16 protein-coding genes are annotated in these 16,094 nt (G+C 65.8%); 8 read left to right on the top strand and 8 right to left on the bottom strand.

The genetic code is table 11. The features are described from left to right. Position 1: 1 nt before the first annotated feature. Complete coding sequence (locus tag IWX81_RS05685) at positions 2-457, bottom strand: alpha/beta fold hydrolase (protein ID WP_334593188.1); 456 nt, start codon at positions 455-457, stop codon at positions 2-4. 34 nt (positions 458-491) lie between these two features. Next, positions 492-1,112 (bottom strand): TetR family transcriptional regulator, encoded by a 621-nt coding sequence (locus IWX81_RS05690; RefSeq protein ID WP_199280228.1) that lies wholly within the window; start codon positions 1,110-1,112, stop codon positions 492-494. Between the two features lie 53 nt (positions 1,113-1,165). On the opposite strand from IWX81_RS05690, the gene IWX81_RS05695 reads away from it, so the two are divergent. Together IWX81_RS05695 and IWX81_RS05700 are read left to right on the top strand one after the other, a co-directional pair. After that, positions 1,166-1,570, top strand: a complete 405-nt coding sequence (locus tag IWX81_RS05695; RefSeq protein WP_199280229.1) for a VOC family protein — start codon at positions 1,166-1,168, stop codon at positions 1,568-1,570. 172 nt (positions 1,571-1,742) lie between these two features. Next, complete coding sequence (locus IWX81_RS05700; protein ID WP_199280230.1) at positions 1,743-3,230, top strand: aminopeptidase P family protein; 1,488 nt, start codon at positions 1,743-1,745, stop codon at positions 3,228-3,230. 70 nt (positions 3,231-3,300) lie between these two features. Here IWX81_RS05700 and IWX81_RS05705 read toward each other — a convergent pair whose 3' ends face one another. Further along, complete coding sequence (locus tag IWX81_RS05705; protein ID WP_334593191.1) at positions 3,301-3,798, bottom strand: general stress protein; 498 nt, start codon at positions 3,796-3,798, stop codon at positions 3,301-3,303. Between the two features lie 35 nt (positions 3,799-3,833). Between IWX81_RS05705 and IWX81_RS05710 the strand changes: the two genes are divergently transcribed. The 4 genes from IWX81_RS05710 to IWX81_RS05725 all read left to right on the top strand — a co-directional run bounded on the left by IWX81_RS05710 (position 3,834) and on the right by IWX81_RS05725 (position 7,945). Next, a complete protein-coding gene (locus IWX81_RS05710; protein WP_199280231.1) occupies positions 3,834-5,165 on the top strand; it encodes a magnesium transporter MgtE N-terminal domain-containing protein in 1,332 nt (443 codons plus the stop codon). After that, positions 5,149-5,661, top strand: a complete 513-nt coding sequence (locus IWX81_RS05715; RefSeq protein WP_199280232.1) for a DUF1003 domain-containing protein — start codon at positions 5,149-5,151, stop codon at positions 5,659-5,661. Before IWX81_RS05710 ends, IWX81_RS05715 begins: the two co-directional genes overlap by 17 nt. After that, a complete protein-coding gene (locus IWX81_RS05720; protein ID WP_199280233.1) occupies positions 5,654-6,775 on the top strand; it encodes an Mrp/NBP35 family ATP-binding protein in 1,122 nt (373 codons plus the stop codon). The genes IWX81_RS05715 and IWX81_RS05720 overlap by 8 nt, the downstream gene beginning before the upstream one ends. Positions 6,776-7,030: 255 nt before the next feature. Then, entirely contained in the window at positions 7,031-7,945 is a 915-nt protein-coding gene (locus IWX81_RS05725) for a LysR family transcriptional regulator (RefSeq protein WP_199280234.1), read from the top strand. A gap of 148 nt (positions 7,946-8,093) precedes the next feature. Here IWX81_RS05725 and IWX81_RS05730 read toward each other — a convergent pair whose 3' ends face one another. Then, on the bottom strand, positions 8,094-9,548 hold the full coding sequence (locus IWX81_RS05730) for a pyridoxal phosphate-dependent decarboxylase family protein (protein ID WP_199280235.1): 1,455 nt from the start codon (positions 9,546-9,548) through the stop codon (positions 8,094-8,096). After that, on the bottom strand, positions 9,545-10,897 hold the full coding sequence (locus IWX81_RS05735; protein ID WP_199280236.1) for an MFS transporter: 1,353 nt from the start codon (positions 10,895-10,897) through the stop codon (positions 9,545-9,547). The genes IWX81_RS05730 and IWX81_RS05735 overlap by 4 nt, the downstream gene beginning before the upstream one ends. Before the next feature lie 97 nt (positions 10,898-10,994). On the opposite strand from IWX81_RS05735, the gene IWX81_RS05740 reads away from it, so the two are divergent. Beyond that, on the top strand, positions 10,995-12,557 hold the full coding sequence (locus IWX81_RS05740; protein ID WP_199280237.1) for a succinic semialdehyde dehydrogenase: 1,563 nt from the start codon (positions 10,995-10,997) through the stop codon (positions 12,555-12,557). A 458-nt stretch (positions 12,558-13,015) separates the two neighbouring features. Here the strand turns inward: IWX81_RS05740 and IWX81_RS05745 are convergent, their stop codons facing one another. The 3 genes from IWX81_RS05745 to IWX81_RS05755 are packed head-to-tail and all read right to left on the bottom strand — an operon-like array spanning position 13,016 to position 15,454. After that, positions 13,016-13,828 carry an alpha/beta fold hydrolase gene (locus IWX81_RS05745; protein WP_199280238.1) on the bottom strand — a complete coding sequence of 271 codons (813 nt, stop codon included), beginning with the start codon at positions 13,826-13,828 and terminating at the stop codon, positions 13,016-13,018. Next, positions 13,815-15,077, bottom strand: coding sequence for an RNA polymerase sigma factor (locus IWX81_RS05750; protein ID WP_199280239.1), 1,263 nt, complete (start codon positions 15,075-15,077; stop codon positions 13,815-13,817). Before IWX81_RS05750 ends, IWX81_RS05745 begins: the two co-directional genes overlap by 14 nt. 47 nt (positions 15,078-15,124) lie before the next feature. Continuing rightward, positions 15,125-15,454: a YciI family protein gene (locus tag IWX81_RS05755; RefSeq protein ID WP_199280240.1), complete on the bottom strand. Its 330-nt coding sequence runs from the start codon at positions 15,452-15,454 to the stop codon at positions 15,125-15,127. Between the two features lie 249 nt (positions 15,455-15,703). On the opposite strand from IWX81_RS05755, the gene IWX81_RS05760 reads away from it, so the two are divergent. After that, positions 15,704-16,039: a YciI family protein gene (locus IWX81_RS05760; protein ID WP_334593199.1), complete on the top strand. Its 336-nt coding sequence runs from the start codon at positions 15,704-15,706 to the stop codon at positions 16,037-16,039. Positions 16,040-16,094: the final 55 nt, after the last annotated feature.

Consider the following 16,094-nt stretch of genomic DNA (forward strand, 5'->3'; position numbering starts at 1 on the left):
TTTAGCGGGCGCCGTCGGGAGAAACTTGAGCGTAGGAGTCGGCCATGAACTGCGGGGGCTCTTCATCGAGGACACCCGGTAACCACCCCGAATGATGAAAAACACCGCTTGAGAACACAAGACTTCGAAGGAGGTCTGGACGGGCCAGTGCTACAAATAGTGCCAGGATCGCACCGTCGCTGTATCCGAACAGGTGAACCGGCGCCTCAGTGTGATGCTCGAGAAAACGAATGGTGTCCGCTGCCATGACCTCGAAGGTCAACGGTCCTGTGACATCGCTTGTGCGCCCATGTCCGCGCTGATCTGGAGCGAGACAGGTGTACGTGGACTCCAGCTCCGCGATCAGCGGATCGAGTGCTCGCGAGTCTGATCCGCCAGGGTGTAGTAACACCATCTCCGGACCACGTCCGCGCGTCTCACACCACAGAACCGTCGGCATCGGTGCGCCATCTACCATGTGCCCCACCCTAGGTCGCGTGGGGTGCTCGGAATCACTCAATTACGCCATCGACGAGGGAACTTAACGCTATTTGCGCTCGATCCAATGCGGCTGGTACATCGTCGGAATGAGCAACCCACAGGGCGAGCTCATTCATCCCGCCGGAGAGAAGTGCGCTGGTTGCTTCCGGTTCACCAGACCGTAAGCGACCCGCAGCCTTCAACTCGACGAGAACCGACAGGAGCTGGCGTCCGGAGTTGGCTGCGTCGCTGTCGCGCCAACGATCCCACCCGAGTACCGAGGGGGCGTCAAGCAGCAGCACCTGACGAGCATCCGTCGAAACGCTGGCGGCGAGAAACACACGCGAGCCGACACGGAGTCCCTCGACTGGATCGTCGATGTCGAGCGTGGCCGCATCGATGGCTGCCGCGATCGCGGCCTGAACATCATCATGAACACGAGAGAACAAGCCCTCACGCGAACCAAAGTGGTGATACAGCGCTCCGCGTGTGACGCCTGCGGCCCCGGCAATGTCTTCGAGGGAGACAGAGGAGTAACTCCGGCAGCTGAACAGTTCATGAGCGGAAGCAAGAATCGCGTCAGCTGTTGCCCGCGCTTGCTCCCGAGTCGATCGAGCCATAACTTTTCTCCCCACCCGTTGCGTCCTCGACATTTTACGTGCAGACTGTATGAAAGATACATACATACTGAATGTAAAGGATGATCATGACCGTCAACAGCATTTATCCGGTTCTGATGAGCAACGACGTTGCTACCGCAGCCGAGTTCTACCGCGCGACTTTCGCGTTCGAGGACACCTTCACCTCGGACTGGTACGTCAGCCTCCGCCTTGACCGATGGGAACTCGCGATCCTGGACGCACACCACGAAACCGTTCCCGAATCGCGCCGCGGAGCCGTGGCATCCGGAGTCGTCGTGAACATCGAGGTGTCCGATGTCGACGCGCAGTACGACCGAATCTCCCAGTTGAGCGCCATCACTATCGCGCTGCCCCTTCGCAGTGAACCGTTCGGCCAACGGCACTTCATCCTGGATGGCCCGGATGGCGTGCTCATCGACGTCATCACGCCGATCGAGCCCGAGCCGGGGTTTGCGGACCAGTTCAACTAAACGAGCGGGGAACGGGGCAACACCTCGGATCACTAACGTTCGTGATCGGCGTTGTCGCCATCACGGTTCTGCTCAGTCGCGCTCCCTGTAGCCAACGCCGGCACCGCACCGGCAGGTGACGCTGACCCACCCGCCGGCGATGCTCGGTCGGAGCCGGGTGGAGAATGGAGGCATGGCTGACAACACCGCATCCTCCCCCGCTCCGCGCGCCACCTCGAACCGCTCGACGACTCCGCTGTCGTCCACGTTCACCGACTACATTTCGTCGCAGTGGGCAGACCGACCCGATGTCACGCCTTCGCCGCGCGAACAGTCGGCCTTCGCCGCGGACCGCCGCGCCCGCATCTCGGCCGCGCATCCCGGCAAGCGGCTCATCATCCCGGCCGGTGCCGCCAAGGTGCGCTCCAACGACTGCGACTACCCGTACCGCGCCCATTCCGCGTTCGCCCACCTCACGGGCTGGGGTTCCGATTCCGTCCCCGGCAGCGTGCTCGTCATGGAGCCGACCGACGGCGGACACACCGCGACCCTGTTCTTCCGTGAAGCTGCCGGTCGCGACACCGACGAGTTCTACGCCAACCCCGAGGTGGGCGAGTTCTGGACCGGACCCCGCCCCTCGCTCGCCCATGTCGCCGCCGACCTCGGCCTCGCAACCGCCGGGCTCCCGGCGTTCTCCGCCGTCATCGACAGCGTGGATGCCGCGACCCTCGTCGTGCGTGAGGCCGACCGTGACGTCACCGACCAGATCGACGGCCGCCGCCTGCTCGCCGCAGACAGCGAGTCGCTCGAGACGGACGGAGATACCGAGCTCGCGCGTGACCTCAGCGAGCTGCGACTCGTCAAGGACGCCTTCGAGATCGCCGAGATGCGCGCGGCCGTCGCCGCCACCGGTCTCGGGTTCGATGACGTGATCGCTGACCTGCCGCAGGTGGTCGCCCATGCCCGGGGGGAACGGATAGTCGAAGGCACGTTCAACCGACGCGCGCGCGCCGAAGGGAACACCGTCGGGTATGACACGATCGCGGCATCCGGGCCCCACGCCTGCATCCTGCACTGGACCCGCAACGATGGAGCCGTCGTGCCGGGTGACCTGATCCTCATCGACGCCGGCATCGAGCTCGAGAGCTACTACACCGCCGACATCACACGCACCCTCCCCGTGAACGGCACGTTCACAGAGGTGCAGCGCCGCATCTACGACGCGGTGCTGGAGGCAGCGGATGCCGCGTTCGCCATCGTGAAGCCGGGGCTGACGTTCCGCGAGATCCACGCCGAGGCCATGAAGGTCATCGCAAAGAAGACCGCGGAGTGGGGACTGCTGCCGGTCAGCGCCGAAGAGTCGCTGGAGCCCGACCACCAGTACCACCGCCGCTACATGGTCCACGGAACGAGCCACCACCTCGGCATCGACGTGCACGACTGCGCCGCCGCCCGCCGCGAGCTCTACCTCGACGGCGTGCTCGAACCAGGGATGGTGTTCACGATCGAGCCCGGGCTCTACTTCCAGCCGGATGACCTGAGCGTTCCCGAGGAATACCGCGGCATCGGCGTGCGCATCGAAGACGACATCCTCGTCACCGAGGCGGGCGCCGAGAATTTGTCCGTCGGCATCCCCCGCACCGCCGACGACGTCGAGGCGTGGTTGCGCGGTGGAGCTTAGGTAACCGCGCCAGCGGTGACGCGACCCCAGCGCCGAGGGAGCCTGCGACCGAGGGTCTTCCGACCGATGATTACGCCGCCGGGTGAGCCTGCAGTGCCTGCTGGGCCTTCGCCGTCAGCGCGGGATCGATGATGATCTGATAGTTGCTGGCCAGCACCTGGTGGGTCGAGGTGAAATCCCGGCGGCGGCGACTGATCGTGTACGTGACGATGCTGAAGATCATCCCGAACCCTGCACCCATGAGAAGCGCGGCGCCCACGATGCCGAACGTCTGGGTGCTCGGCGGGGTGAAGAGGGTGAGAATCAGGCCGAGAAAAAGGCCGAGCCAGGCGCCGGATGCCGCCCCCGCGAGTGCGGCACGGCCGTAGGTCTGCTTGCCGGTGACTCGCTCCACGGTCTTGAGGTCGTTGCCGACGATCGAGAGCTTTGCGACCTCGAAATCGGCCTTGGAGAGGCGATCGACGACAGACTGCGCCTCGAGGTAGGTGTCGTAGGTGCCCAGAACATCGCCCTTGGGAACGCTGGGAAGGGAGGGGCCGCGCCGGCCGAACATGCTCTGGTTGGTCACCGGGCCATTGTGCCACGCAGGGGTAGGGTTTTACCGTGAGCACGTCGAGAGTATTCGCCGCCCGCCTGGTCGGGTGTTCAGTTTTCGACCCCAATGGCGACCGGGTCGGCAAGGTGCGCGATGTGCTCGTCGTCTACCGCTCGCAGGGCAGCCCCCGCGTGGTCGGAATGGTGCTCGAGGTGCCGGGCAAGCGCCGCGTCTTCCTGTCGATCGGCCGCATCACGAGCATCGGATCCGGCCAGATCATCACGACCGGCCTCATCAACCTGCGCCGCTTCGAGCAGCGCGGCGGCGAAGTGAGGGTGATGTCCGAACTCCTGGGCCGCTCCGTGCGACTCCGCGATGGATCGGGCGAGGCGAACATCGAGGATGTCGCCATCGAGGAGACCGGTCTCGGCGAGTGGGAGGTCACGCAGGCGTTCCTGCGGCGCCCCAAGACGACCACCTTCACGAAGGGCGCCACCCTCTTCATCGCCTGGTCGGACATCATCGAGAAGACCGAGACCGGTGAAACACAGTCGGCGACCCAGCTCGTCGCGAGCTACGCCGACATGCTGCCGGCCGACCTCGCCACCGCCATGCTCGACCTGCCGGAGCAGCGCATGCTCGAGGTCGCCGACGAGCTGTCTGACGACCGACTCGCCGATGTTCTCGAGGAGATGCCCGAGAACGAGCAGGTCGACATCATGAACCAGCTCGCCGATGATCGCGCCGCTGACGTGCTCGACCAGATGCAGCCCGACGACGCCGCCGACCTCATCGCCCACCTGAGCGACGAGCGCGGCGAGATGCTGCTCGACCTCATGGAGCCCGAAGAGGCCGAAGACGTGCGATTCCTGCTGTCATACGCGCCCGACACCGCGGGCGGGTTGATGACGACCGAACCGATCATCGTCTCGGCGGATGCGACAGTCGCCGAAGGGCTGGCCCTGATCCGTCGCCACGAGCTCGCGCCAGCCCTCGGCGCCGCGATCTGCGTGACGCTGCCGCCGTACGAACCCCCGACCGGCCGGTTCCTCGGCATGGTGCACTTCCAGCGCATGCTCCGCTACCCGCCCAACGAGCGGCTCGGCACCATCGTGGACGCGACACTCGAGCCCGTGCACTCCGGCACGAGCGCGGCGGAGGTCTCGCGTATCCTCGCCAGTTACAACCTCGTGTCCGTGCCCGTCGTCGACGATAATCACCGACTCGTAGGGGTGGTGACCATTGATGATGTGCTCGACTACCTGCTCCCGGACGACTGGCGAAGTTCGACGAACGACGAAGAACAACCGGCTGTGTTCACCAACACTTCGACCGCATCAGTAACGCTGAGAAAACCGACACGATCAGGCAGGAGGGCACCACGTGGCACGCGACCGTAGCTCCCGCCCCAACCGTTCAGGCTCGCGCCTCGACTCGCCCCGCGGCCTGCGCAGCACCCCCTCGATCTTCCAGAGCCGCGACAGGTTCGGCCGGTTCACCGAGGCGATCGCGCGAGGAATGGGAACGCCATGGTTCCTGTTCGGGTTGTCGATCTTCGTCATCCTCTGGATGATCTACAACACGCTCGCCCCCGAGGGCATTCGGTTCGACTCCGCCGCGATCGGGTTCACCGCCCTGACCCTGATCCTGTCACTGCAGGCCTCGTATGCCGCGCCGCTGATCCTGCTGGCCCAGAACCGCCAGGACGACCGCGACCGCGTCACCATCGAGCAGGATCGGCAGCGCGCCGAGCGCAACCTCAACGACACCGAGTACCTCGCCCGTGAGGTCGTGGCACTGCGGCTCGCGATGAAAGACCTGGCGTCGAAAGACTTCATCCGGTCTGAGCTCAGGTCGCTGCTCGAGGAGCTCGACGAGAAGAAGCCCGGTGCCTGAGGCCCTCGAGTCCCTGGTTCGCCAATCACTCGCGCGGGTCATCGATCCGGAGATCCGCCGACCGGTGACCGAGCTGGACATGATCGGTGACGTCTCGGTCGATGCTGCCGGTGTGGCATCCATCGATCTGTCCCTGACGATCGTCGGATGCCCCGCCGCCAGGACCATCGAACGCGACGTGCACGACGCCGCCGCCGCGACGCCCGGCGTGACCGGCGTGACCGTGAATGTCGGCGTCATGACCCCCGCCGAACGCGACGCCCTCACCGAGAAGCTGCGCGGCGGCCGCCCCAAAACCATGCAGTTCGGGCCGGAGTCACTGACCCGCATCTACGCGATCACGAGCGGCAAGGGTGGAGTCGGCAAGTCCACACTCACCGCCAACCTCGCCGTCGCTATGGCTGAGCGCGGACTGCGGGTCGGGCTCGTCGATGCCGACGTGTTCGGATTCTCGATCCCTGGGCTGCTCGGCATCGCCGGCGCGAAGCCCACCCAGGTGGGAGAGATGATCCTCCCGCCGGTCGCCCACGGCGTGAAGGTGATCTCGATCGGCATGTTCGTGGAGGACCACACTGCCGTGTCGTGGCGCGGGCCGATGCTCCACCGCACAATCCAGCAGTTCCTCACCGACGTCTATTTCGGCGACCTCGACGTGCTGCTGCTCGACCTGCCGCCCGGCACCGGCGACATCGCTATCTCGCTCGGCCAGTTACTGCCGCAGGCCGAGGTCATCGTCGTCACCACCCCGCAGGCGGCGGCCGCCGAGGTAGCCGAGCGCAGCGGGCTCGTGGCACGCCAGACCGGGCAGGCCGTCATCGGAGTGATCGAGAACATGGCGGGCCTCGCGCAGCCCGATGGCAGCATTCTCGAGCTGTTCGGTTCCGGTGGAGGGGTGGATGCCGCGGCCAGGCTCTCCACGCCACAGCAGCCGGTGCCCGTGCTCGGGTCTGTCCCGTTGAGCATCGAGTTGCGCGAGGGTGGGGATTCGGGCGTGCCGGTGGTCCTGGCGCGGCCGGACGACCCCGCCGCCACGGTCATCCGGTCCATCGCCGAGGCGTTGTCGACCCGATCCCGCGGCCTCGCGGGCCGCAAGCTCGGCCTCAGCCCCCGCTGACCCGTGCCTTAGATGCAAAACGCCCCGGTCGTGTGACCAGGGCGTTGCGGTACCGGAATGTCCGGCTCGGGCGTTACGCGCGACGGGTGGGCATGCGACGGTATCCGTCGCGCAGTGCGACCACGAAGGTGCCGGAGATGGCCGCCGCGAGGAGCGCTGCTGTGATGATCAGTTCGAAGTTCATGTTCCTATTCCAGTGCCTACAACCTTGTAGAACAAGATGATCTTGCTTAGGTGACCATGTAGTTTTACTTCATGGATATTCGTCGACTCGAGCTGCTGCGAGAACTCGCCGACCGCGGCAGCATCACCGCCGTCGCGCTCGCGACCCACCGCACGACCTCGGCCGTGTCCCAGCAGCTCAAGATCCTCGAACGGGAGGCCGGAGTGCCGCTCACGGAGCGCTCCGGTCGTGGTGTCGCGCTCACCTCGGCGGGCCGGGCGCTTGCTCGCACGGCGACAGATGTCGCCACTGCCATAGAGCGCGCCGAGGCGCTGTGGGCAGACTTCCGCTCCGCGCCGCAGGGCGAGGTCACGCTCACGATCTTCCCGACCGCCGGGCAGATGTTCCTGCCCGGCCTGCTCAACCGCGTGGCCGAAGTGCCGGGCCTGCACGTGATCTGCAGCGACCTCGATAGCTTCGTGACCGACATCGCCGACCTCACGGCCGACTTCGACATCGTCATAGCGGATGCCCCCGGCATCCTGCCCGCGTGGACCGAGCGTGGCCTCACCGTCGTCCCGCTCATGCGTGAGCCGCTCGATGTCGCCATGCCGGAAGGTCATCCGCTCGGCGCGAAGAAGTCGCTGACCCCTGCCGATGTGATCGACCAGGACTGGATCGGAGTTCCGTCGGACCTCCCGTTCGACCGGATCCTGCGCGGGATCGAGGCCGCCAACGCCGCGCCTGCACGGGTCGCCCAGCGCATCGCCGACAACCGCATAGTGGAGTCGCTCGTCGCCGCGGGCCATGGCATCGGCATCCTTCCCCGGTACACGACCCGGGATCGGGAGAACGGGCTGATCACGCGACCCCTGGTCGGAGTGCGATCATCGAGGCTGATCAGCGCACTCGTGCGGCCGGACCGCGCACAGCGGCCCTCGGTGCGTGCCGTGCTCTCCGCATTCCAGGCCGAGGCGACCGAGTTCGAGCAGAGCCACCAGGGCTGAGCCCACGCTCGCCGTGTTCGTAACTCCTGCAATTCGCGGAGCGCGGAGCGGGCGCGGCCCGGAGTTCCGGGCCGGGCGGCCGCGCCCCGCGTCGAATTGCAGGAGTTACGAACACGGGACGGCGGAGGCCAGGGCCGAACCCGCTCCCCTACTCGACGGTGCGGGCGATCAGCTCGGTCAGCAACCGTTCCGTGACCGGGGCCGGGAGCGCCGTGATGAGCGCGAGCAGCGGCGCCATCTTCTCGGGGAGGCCGCCACCGTCGGCAGACGCAAGCCCGACGTCGTTGAGCACGCTCAGCGCGGTCTCGGAATCCAGCGGCTCGGTCAGCGAGTCGAGCAACCCCTCCGGCAGCGAGGCGAGAGCATCATCCGCCGACACCGGGGGAACCCCGCGCACCACTCCAGCAGCGGTCATCATGGCGTCGGCCAACCCGGCCATCACGCTCTCGGTCACGGGGGTGATCGTGAGGTGCGTGGTGTGCGGCAGAGTCACGCCGAAACTCTGGTTGAGGCCGGGCTGCAGCTGCAGCATCCATCCGTGCGTCCGCACCTCGTCGGCCCAATGGTGCGGGTCGACCCTGCGGTCTTCGGGCACGCTCTCGTCGGTTGCAATGGCCAGCAGCGGGCCGACCGGCGAACCGACGACACGCAGCCCTTCGATGAAACCGATGAGCTCCACAAGGAACGCCGTGGACCTGGCGCAGGATGCCGCGAGCTCGGCGAGCCCGTCGCGACCCAGCGCCCGTGTGATGGCCCAGCCCGCGGCGAGCGCTCCCGCCGACTTCGAGCCGAGCATGGTCGGGTTGACGACCGGATACCCGGGCCACCGTGTCGTCGCGAAATACTGTGCGCGCTGGCGATCACGGCCGCGGGTGAGCAGCACCGATATGCCCTTCGGGGCATACGCGAACTTGTGCAGGTCGGCGCTCATGCTCGTAACGCCCTCGACACTGAAGTCCCAGGGCTCGAGGCCGTCCCAGAACGGCAGCACCCATCCGCCGATGCAGGCGTCGACATGGCAGTCGATGCCCTGTTCGAGCGCGGCGGCAGCAATCGTGGCGATCGGGTCGATGGCGGCGTGCGGATAGCTCGGAGCTGACACGACCACGAGGGCGACATCCGGCCCCATGCGTTCGATCATGACGTCCGCGTCGACGATCCCGTCGGAGAGCACGGGGACGAGATCGAGTTCGAGGCCGAAGTAGTGCGCAGCCTTCTGGAACGCGGCGTGCACGGTGACGGGAGCGAGGAGCCTCGGCTCACCCTCGCCCTTCCAGTTGTCACGCGCGGTCTTGACGGCGAGCATGCAGCTCTCGGTGCCGCCGGTGGTGACGCTGCCGACCACGGAGTCGTCGCCGTTCAGCATGTCTCGCGCGAAGGCGACGACCTCGCGCTCCATGACGGCGACCGAGGTGAAGGTGGTGGGGTCGAGCCCGTTGACCGGCTGCACCATGCGGATGGCGTCGGCGGCCAGCTGGTCGAGCTCGGCGATACCGGAGTCGTAGACGTACGACAGCACACGACCGCCGTGGGTGGGAGCGTCGGCTTCCCTCAGTTCGGCCAGCCTGGCGAGGATGTCTGAGGGCTGTTCCTGCAAATTCATGAGTTGATCCTTTCGCTCAGCTGATCGATGTCCGCCCTTCGCAGCGGATAACGCGAAAAAGACCAGAGCGATGCCGCGATGATCACGGCCGGCACGACGCTGAAGCTAAAAACGATACCTACGATCGCGCCGGGAGGCTGCACGACAACCTGTCCACCGACAGATTCGAGGTAACCGGATGCCGCGAGCACAATGGTCAGCACCGTCGCGCCCAGTGCCATGCCGGTGGTCTCCCCTGCGGTCCACACCCCGCCGAAGGTGCCTGCCGAGCCCACCCCCTGCTCGTGCGCATCGTGCGAGATCACGTCGGGCAGCATCGACATCGGTAGTGACTGCATGCCCGCGTAAGCGGCCCCCGCGAGCGCGACGGGCGCGTAGATCCATTCGCCGGGCATCCACACCTGCAGCACCATGACAAGTGCTGCCAGGCCGAACAGCAGCGAGGCGAGGCGGAAGGCGCGCTCCTTGCCGACGCGAGCGGCGACGAGCGCCCATCCCGGAGCGAAGATCACCGCGGGTGCGATGAGTGCGACGAACAGGATCGTGACGCCCGTGCCGAGCACCCAGGTGGCGACGTACTGGGCACCGGCGAGCATCATGCCTGTCGCCAGGCCCTGCAGCAGGAACGTGAACAGCAGCGCGCGTAACGGCTGGCTGCGCCGGAGCGCGGCGATACCGGCACGATAGGTGTCGAGGATGGAGACCCTCGCGACCTCCGCGGTTAGCCCTCTCGGTGCGACGAAGCTGGAGACGAGCATCCCGAGCCCGATGACGACCCCGGCGACGACCGCCATGACGAGATAGCCGGTGTGCTCGTCGGCGAACGAGTCCCTGATCTCGGGAGCACCGGCGCCGAACAGCAGGATCGCGATGGTCAGCACGACGACGCGCGCCGAGATGAGCTTCGTGCGCTGGTCGTAGCCGTCGGCGAGTTCGGCCGGCAGCGCGATGTACGGCACCTGGAACAGGCTGAACGCCGTCGCAGTGATGAGGAACGCGATGAGCACCCAGAGACCAGAGGCGACGGGACCGATTCCCGCCGGCACGGCGAAGGTCAGGATGAAGAACACTGGCAGCGCGATCGATCCGAGCACCATGAATGGTCGCCTCGACCCCCGCGCCGCCAGGCTCCGATCGCTGTGCGCGCCGATCACGGGGTCGATGATCACGTCCCACACCTTGGCGAGAGTGACGAGGAATCCCGCCGCCAGCGCCGCGATGCCGAGCGTGTCGGTCAGGTAGAAGACCAGCACGAGGCCGGGCAGGGTGGCGAACCCACCGGTGCCGAGCGAGCCGATGGCGTACGTTGCGATCGTTCTTCGGGTGAGAACCCGCTGCGCTGCGGTCATTTTTTGAGTGTAGCCACTGCGCGGCCCAATACTCACGAGCCCGATGCGCGCCGCGACTTCTCAGGTGGAGTCGAGCGCTCCCGCGTAGGCTTGCGCCATGCCAGCAACGATGCGAACCGCCCCGATCAGCGAGGCCAGAATCGCCGAACTCACCGCTGATCTGACGGCTACGAGCGGCACGACCGCCGAGGTCATCGCGCCGTTCACCGGCACCGTGCTGCACAGCCTGCCCCTGGCGAATGCCGGTGATGTGCGGGATGCCGCCGCCGCCGCCCGCGTCGCGCAGAAGGCATGGCGAGCCGCCGGTTTCGCCCACCGCCGCGCCGTGCTGCTGAAGGCCCACGACCTGCTGCTGGAGCGCGCGAAAGAGCTGCTCGACGTGCTGCAGACCGAGAGTGGCAAGACCCGCGGACAGGCCTTCGAGGAGGTCTTCGAAGCCGCGAGCGTCTCCCGCTACTATGCCGTCTCTGCCCGCAGCGTGCTGAAGACCCGTCGACGCCGGGCCGGCATCCCCGTCGTCATCCAGACCCGCGTCAGCTACAAGCCCAAGGGGCTCATCGGCGTCATCACCCCCTGGAACTACCCGATCGCACTCTCGATCATGGATGTGGTTCCCGCCCTCGCCGCCGGCAACGCCGTCATCCAGAAAGCCGACAACCAGGGCGCGCTGTCGATCCTCGCGTCGCGCCGTGCCTTCATCGATGCCGGGGTTCCCGAAGCGCTGTGGGCGGTCGTCGCCGGCGATGGCACCGAGATCGGCAATGCGGTGGTGGATGCCTCGGACTACGTGTGCTTCACCGGATCCACCGCCACCGGTACGAAGGTCGGCGAGCGCGCCGCCGCGACCCTCACCGGGGCCTCCCTGGAGCTCGGCGGCAAGAATCCGCTGATCGTGCTCGACGATGCGAAGCCCATAGAGGCTGCAGCCAACGCCGCGTACGCCGTCTTCTCGTCGATGGGCCAGCTGTGCGTGTCGATCGAGCGCATCTACGTCGACCGGTCGATCGCGAAGGAATTCACCAGTGCCTTCGCGGAGCGCACGAGGAGCCTGCGGCAGGGTTCGGCGCTCAACTTCTCCACCGATGTCGGCTCCCTCACCTCGGCCGCCCAGCTCAAACGCGTCACCAAGCATGTGGATGACGCCGTCGCCAAGGGAGCCACCGTGCTTGCCGGGGGCCGGGCTCGCCCCGACCTCGGCCCGTACTTTTTCGAACCGACGGTGCTCACCGGGGTTACGGAAGGCATGGAGTGCTTCGCCCACGAAACGTTCGGCCCGGTCGTGGCGATCACCGTAGTCGAGAGCGAAGCCGAGGCTATCGCCGCAGCCAACGACTCCGAATTCGGACTCAACGCCTCGGTGTTCACCGCCTCACGCGCCCGCGGGCGACGCGTCGCCGACCTCCTCGACGCCGGCAGCGTGAACGTCAACGAGGGCTACCGGGCATCCTTCTCCAGCACAGACGCACCCATGGGCGGAATGAAGCAGTCGGGCATGGGCAGGCGCAACGGCGCCGAAGGGCTGCTGCGTTTCGTCGAAGCGCGCACCGTGGCGGAGTCGACCGGCATCGTGAACCTCCCCCGCACCGGCGAGGAATGGGAGCGGATGACCGGGCTCATGACCGCGTCACTGAAGGTGCTCAAGGCCCTGCGGCGTCGCTGATCACTGTCGCGGGTTACCCGACTCGATTCGGCGTCGTGGGTTGGTCGGTTTCGCTGTGTTGGATCGCAGCTTCGACCGCGAAAAGCACGGGATCCCTGCTCTTCGCATATCGGGACGTCGGTATCACGAAGTCTTCTTGTTTCCGACGGGTAATGACTTGCGGGCCGAGACCGCCAGCCAGGGGCGTCTAATAACCAACGAGGTGTACCGCGATTAGCTCAAGAGCTTTCGCGACATAGTTGTGAGACAGGACGCACCGCGGAAGTGTGCCGATTGTGAGCTATTGCAGGTCACCGAGGCGAGACGCCCCATATCGCCCTAGGGATACGAGACTCACTGGGGTAGACGATTGCGTACCACCGCGGACCTGACCGAGGCGCGGTGAACGAGCATTCAGAGTCACAGAACGTCGCGCCCTCACTCTCCTTCGCGGCTGCCCCGCGTCGTGGTGAAGAAACTTAGCCGTCTTTGGCGATTTTACGTAGCTCCGTGTCGAGGCTTCGGAGAATGGAGACGTGTCCCTCATTCGGATGGATCGAGACGGTGGCGCGAGGGAGGCGCTCCGCGATGACGTTCGCGTGCCTGACCGGCACAATACGATCCTTCTGCCCGTGCAGTAGGACGACGGGCGTGGTGCACTCGTCAAGCGAAAACCCCCACGGGCGGACAAACGCCATGTCGTCATCGATCGCACCACTGGGCCCATAGAGGTCCGACGCCTGCGTGTCGAGTACGAGGTCCCTCCATGTCCCCTCGAGTGCTGCGTGGTCGGCGGGGATGAAGCTTGACGGGTCGAATTCGTCCGGGTGGGCGGTGCGGGCATTAAGCCCTTTTGCGGCTGCTTGAAGTCCCGAGGGATCTGCCATTCCTGCGAACCATTCGTCGGTCGTGCCGTAAGGTGCGATGCACCCGAACGTCAGTACAGCGCGAGTGCGTTGGGGCCTTGCGGCGCCGACCGCTATCGCATGTGGCCCCCCGCCGGAGAATCCAGCGACGATGACGTCGTCGAGGTCGAGAAGGTCGAGCACCTGCACAATTTCGTCAGCGGCGTCGGCCACGTTTCTGCCCTCGTGCCGCGGCGCGCCTCCGTAGCCCGCCCGGGCGATGCTCACGATGTCACGTGCAACGCTCGTGCCCGCTGCGACGACTGGCTGCAGGAGCGCTCCCGTGTGTGGTGTCCCGCCGAGCCACAGCACGACCGATGCCAGTGCGTCGGTCGGTGCGCTTGCGTGCACGACGATCCGGCTCGAGTGGTGCTCAAGTATGCGCATGCGCTGCATCCGGTCCGAGTAGGGCGACTTGGGAGAGATATGTGTGGCGCTCCCTGTCCGACGGCGCGGCATCTGCGGCGGCGCGGAACTCGATGGCCGCCTCCTCTGTGCGATGGAGCCGTCTCAGCAGATCGCCGCGAACGGCGGCGTGGAGATGGTGACCACGCAGAGCGACTGCGATCGTGTCGACAAGGCCAAGCGCATCTTCTACCCGCCCGGCATTCGCGACAGCGATGGCCCGGTTGAGGGTAACAAACGGCGATTGGTCGAGCTGCTCGAGTACCTCGTATATGTCCGCGATCCGCTCATGGTCAATCCCATCGCTCTGGAGTGGTCGCACGTACTCTGCGGCGATTGCTGCGCGTACGAGTTGCCTGCCGCCAGCGACCTTGGCATAGGCGGCGCGCTTCAGCGCCGTGTCGAGGACGTACAGACCCTCGGCCACCTCGTCCTGAACCCAGAGAGCTCGATCCTGAAGTTCGAACTGCACCGCCTGGCCGTCTTCGGATGTTCGTGCTGCGCGCCGGGAGTGCTGCAACAGAAGGAGCGCGAGTAGTCCCTCGAACTCGAGCCGTTCGGTTGAGTCGGTCGGGAGCAACTGGCAGCACACTCGCGCGAGCCTTATGGCTTCCTCGGCGGCCTGGGCTCGCCCTGTCGGGTCTGCGTAGGCGATGGTGAACAGACCCGACAGGACTTCGCACACGCTTTCGCTCCGCGCGGCCATCTGTGATGAATCGGGCACTCGGTAAGGGATGCCTGCATGTTTGATCTTGGCCCGTGCTCTCACGAGACGTTTTTGCATGGCGTCCGCGGTGACCGCGAAGAGCGTCGCGAGATCGTCCACTGACACGTTCAACACGGTCCGGAGGGTCAAGGCTGCGCGCGCCTCGAGCGTCAGCGCAGGGTGACACGCAGTGAAAATGAGCTGCAGCCGTTCGTCACCACGCGGAAATCCAAGATCCGAGACGGATTCTTCAGCGTCTGGGACGATCTCGAAATCAAGACGCGACAACGCGCGACGCTCGGCCTGTTCATGACGCACCAAGTCGATGGCGCGTCGTCGTGCGACTGTTGTGACCCATGCCGCCGGATTGGTCGGCACTCCTTCTTGTTTCCACCGATAGAGAGCGCGCGCCAACGCGTCCTGCACCGCGTCTTCCGCGATCGCCCAGTCGTTTACCGTGCCGATCACGCTTGCAACAACTCGCCCATACTCGGACGACGCGACGCTTTCCACCGCGGCGGCCACCGCAGCCCCGGACGCGCCGGCACTACCGGGGCCGCCACCGACGCCCACTAAAAGGGCCAAACCGGCCGAACCTCCACGAGACCGAATCGTGCCATTGGATGGCCCGCGGCAATGGCGATCGCCGTGTCGAGGTCGTCAGCTTCCACGATGTCAAACCCGGCGATCCACTCCCGACTCTCGGTGAATGGCCCGTCTGCGACGATGCGTTCACCGCTACGCACGCGGACCGTCGTCGCGTCCTCGACCGGGCGTAGACGATCGCCCAGCACGTACGAGCCGGAGGCCTGCAACGTCGCGACCCATTCCGCGACGTTGTCTTGCTCGGCGTTGTAGGGCTCCCCGGTTGGATCATTGCAGATAAAAAGTACGTAGCGCATCGCTCTCCTTCGAGTTCTTTCGGCTTCCTGACATAACCACGACGATCCGGTTTGTGTCTACAGGACACCATGCCCATGCGGGACGCGAAAATCGATGCGCTCCCATCAGATGCGCGCCCTGCGGACGGACGGCGTCATCCCCATGTGTGCCCTGATTCGGCGCAACTCAGATGCTCCGGTGTCCTCCGAGAGCACCCTCGCGCGTCGTACAAGTATTCCGGCAACAACGAAGAGAAACGAGCAGACGCGATGCAATTCATGATCCTCATCTATTCGAGCCAAGCGAGTGAGGCCGCAGTTCATGCCGAGGCGCACGACGACTTTCGAGAAACACACAACGCGGTGATCAGCGAGCTCTCGGCATTGGGAGAGCTCGTGGAGACTCGCGAACTCTCAGTTCTTGGCGCGAAGATCGTGAGCACGAGAAACGGCCTATCAATTGTCGACGGACCGCATATCGGTGCCGAAGAGTGGGTGAGTGGCTACTACCTGGTGAATGTCGCAGACGAGAAACGTGTCCACGGCATCGCCGCCCGGCTCGTCGAAGCTCGCTACGCAACGGTGGAAACGCGACGTCTCGAGTGACATTTCTCACCGCGATATCCAACCGCTTAGGTCTAGGGGTCAGTCGCGCCGCCGC

The sequence above is a fragment of the Salinibacterium sp. CAN_S4 genome (assembly GCF_015752305.1).
In the GTDB taxonomy this organism is placed as follows: Bacteria; Actinomycetota; Actinomycetes; order Actinomycetales; family Microbacteriaceae; genus Rhodoglobus.

Coding starts and splice junctions, on each gene's coding strand:
- IWX81_RS05685 (WP_334593188.1), bottom strand. CDS start 457: ATGGTAGATGGCGCACCGATGCCGACGGTTCTGTGGTGTGAGACGCGC.
- IWX81_RS05690 (WP_199280228.1), bottom strand. CDS start 1,112: ATGTCGAGGACGCAACGGGTGGGGAGAAAAGTTATGGCTCGATCGACT.
- IWX81_RS05695 (WP_199280229.1), top strand. CDS start 1,166: ATGACCGTCAACAGCATTTATCCGGTTCTGATGAGCAACGACGTTGCT.
- IWX81_RS05700 (WP_199280230.1), top strand. CDS start 1,743: ATGGCTGACAACACCGCATCCTCCCCCGCTCCGCGCGCCACCTCGAAC.
- IWX81_RS05725 (WP_199280234.1), top strand. CDS start 7,031: ATGGATATTCGTCGACTCGAGCTGCTGCGAGAACTCGCCGACCGCGGC.
- IWX81_RS05730 (WP_199280235.1), bottom strand. CDS start 9,548: ATGAATTTGCAGGAACAGCCCTCAGACATCCTCGCCAGGCTGGCCGAA.
- IWX81_RS05735 (WP_199280236.1), bottom strand. CDS start 10,897: ATGACCGCAGCGCAGCGGGTTCTCACCCGAAGAACGATCGCAACGTAC.
- IWX81_RS05740 (WP_199280237.1), top strand. CDS start 10,995: ATGCCAGCAACGATGCGAACCGCCCCGATCAGCGAGGCCAGAATCGCC.
- IWX81_RS05745 (WP_199280238.1), bottom strand. CDS start 13,828: ATGCGCATACTTGAGCACCACTCGAGCCGGATCGTCGTGCACGCAAGC.
- IWX81_RS05755 (WP_199280240.1), bottom strand. CDS start 15,454: ATGCGCTACGTACTTTTTATCTGCAATGATCCAACCGGGGAGCCCTAC.
- IWX81_RS05760 (WP_334593199.1), top strand. CDS start 15,704: ATGCAATTCATGATCCTCATCTATTCGAGCCAAGCGAGTGAGGCCGCA.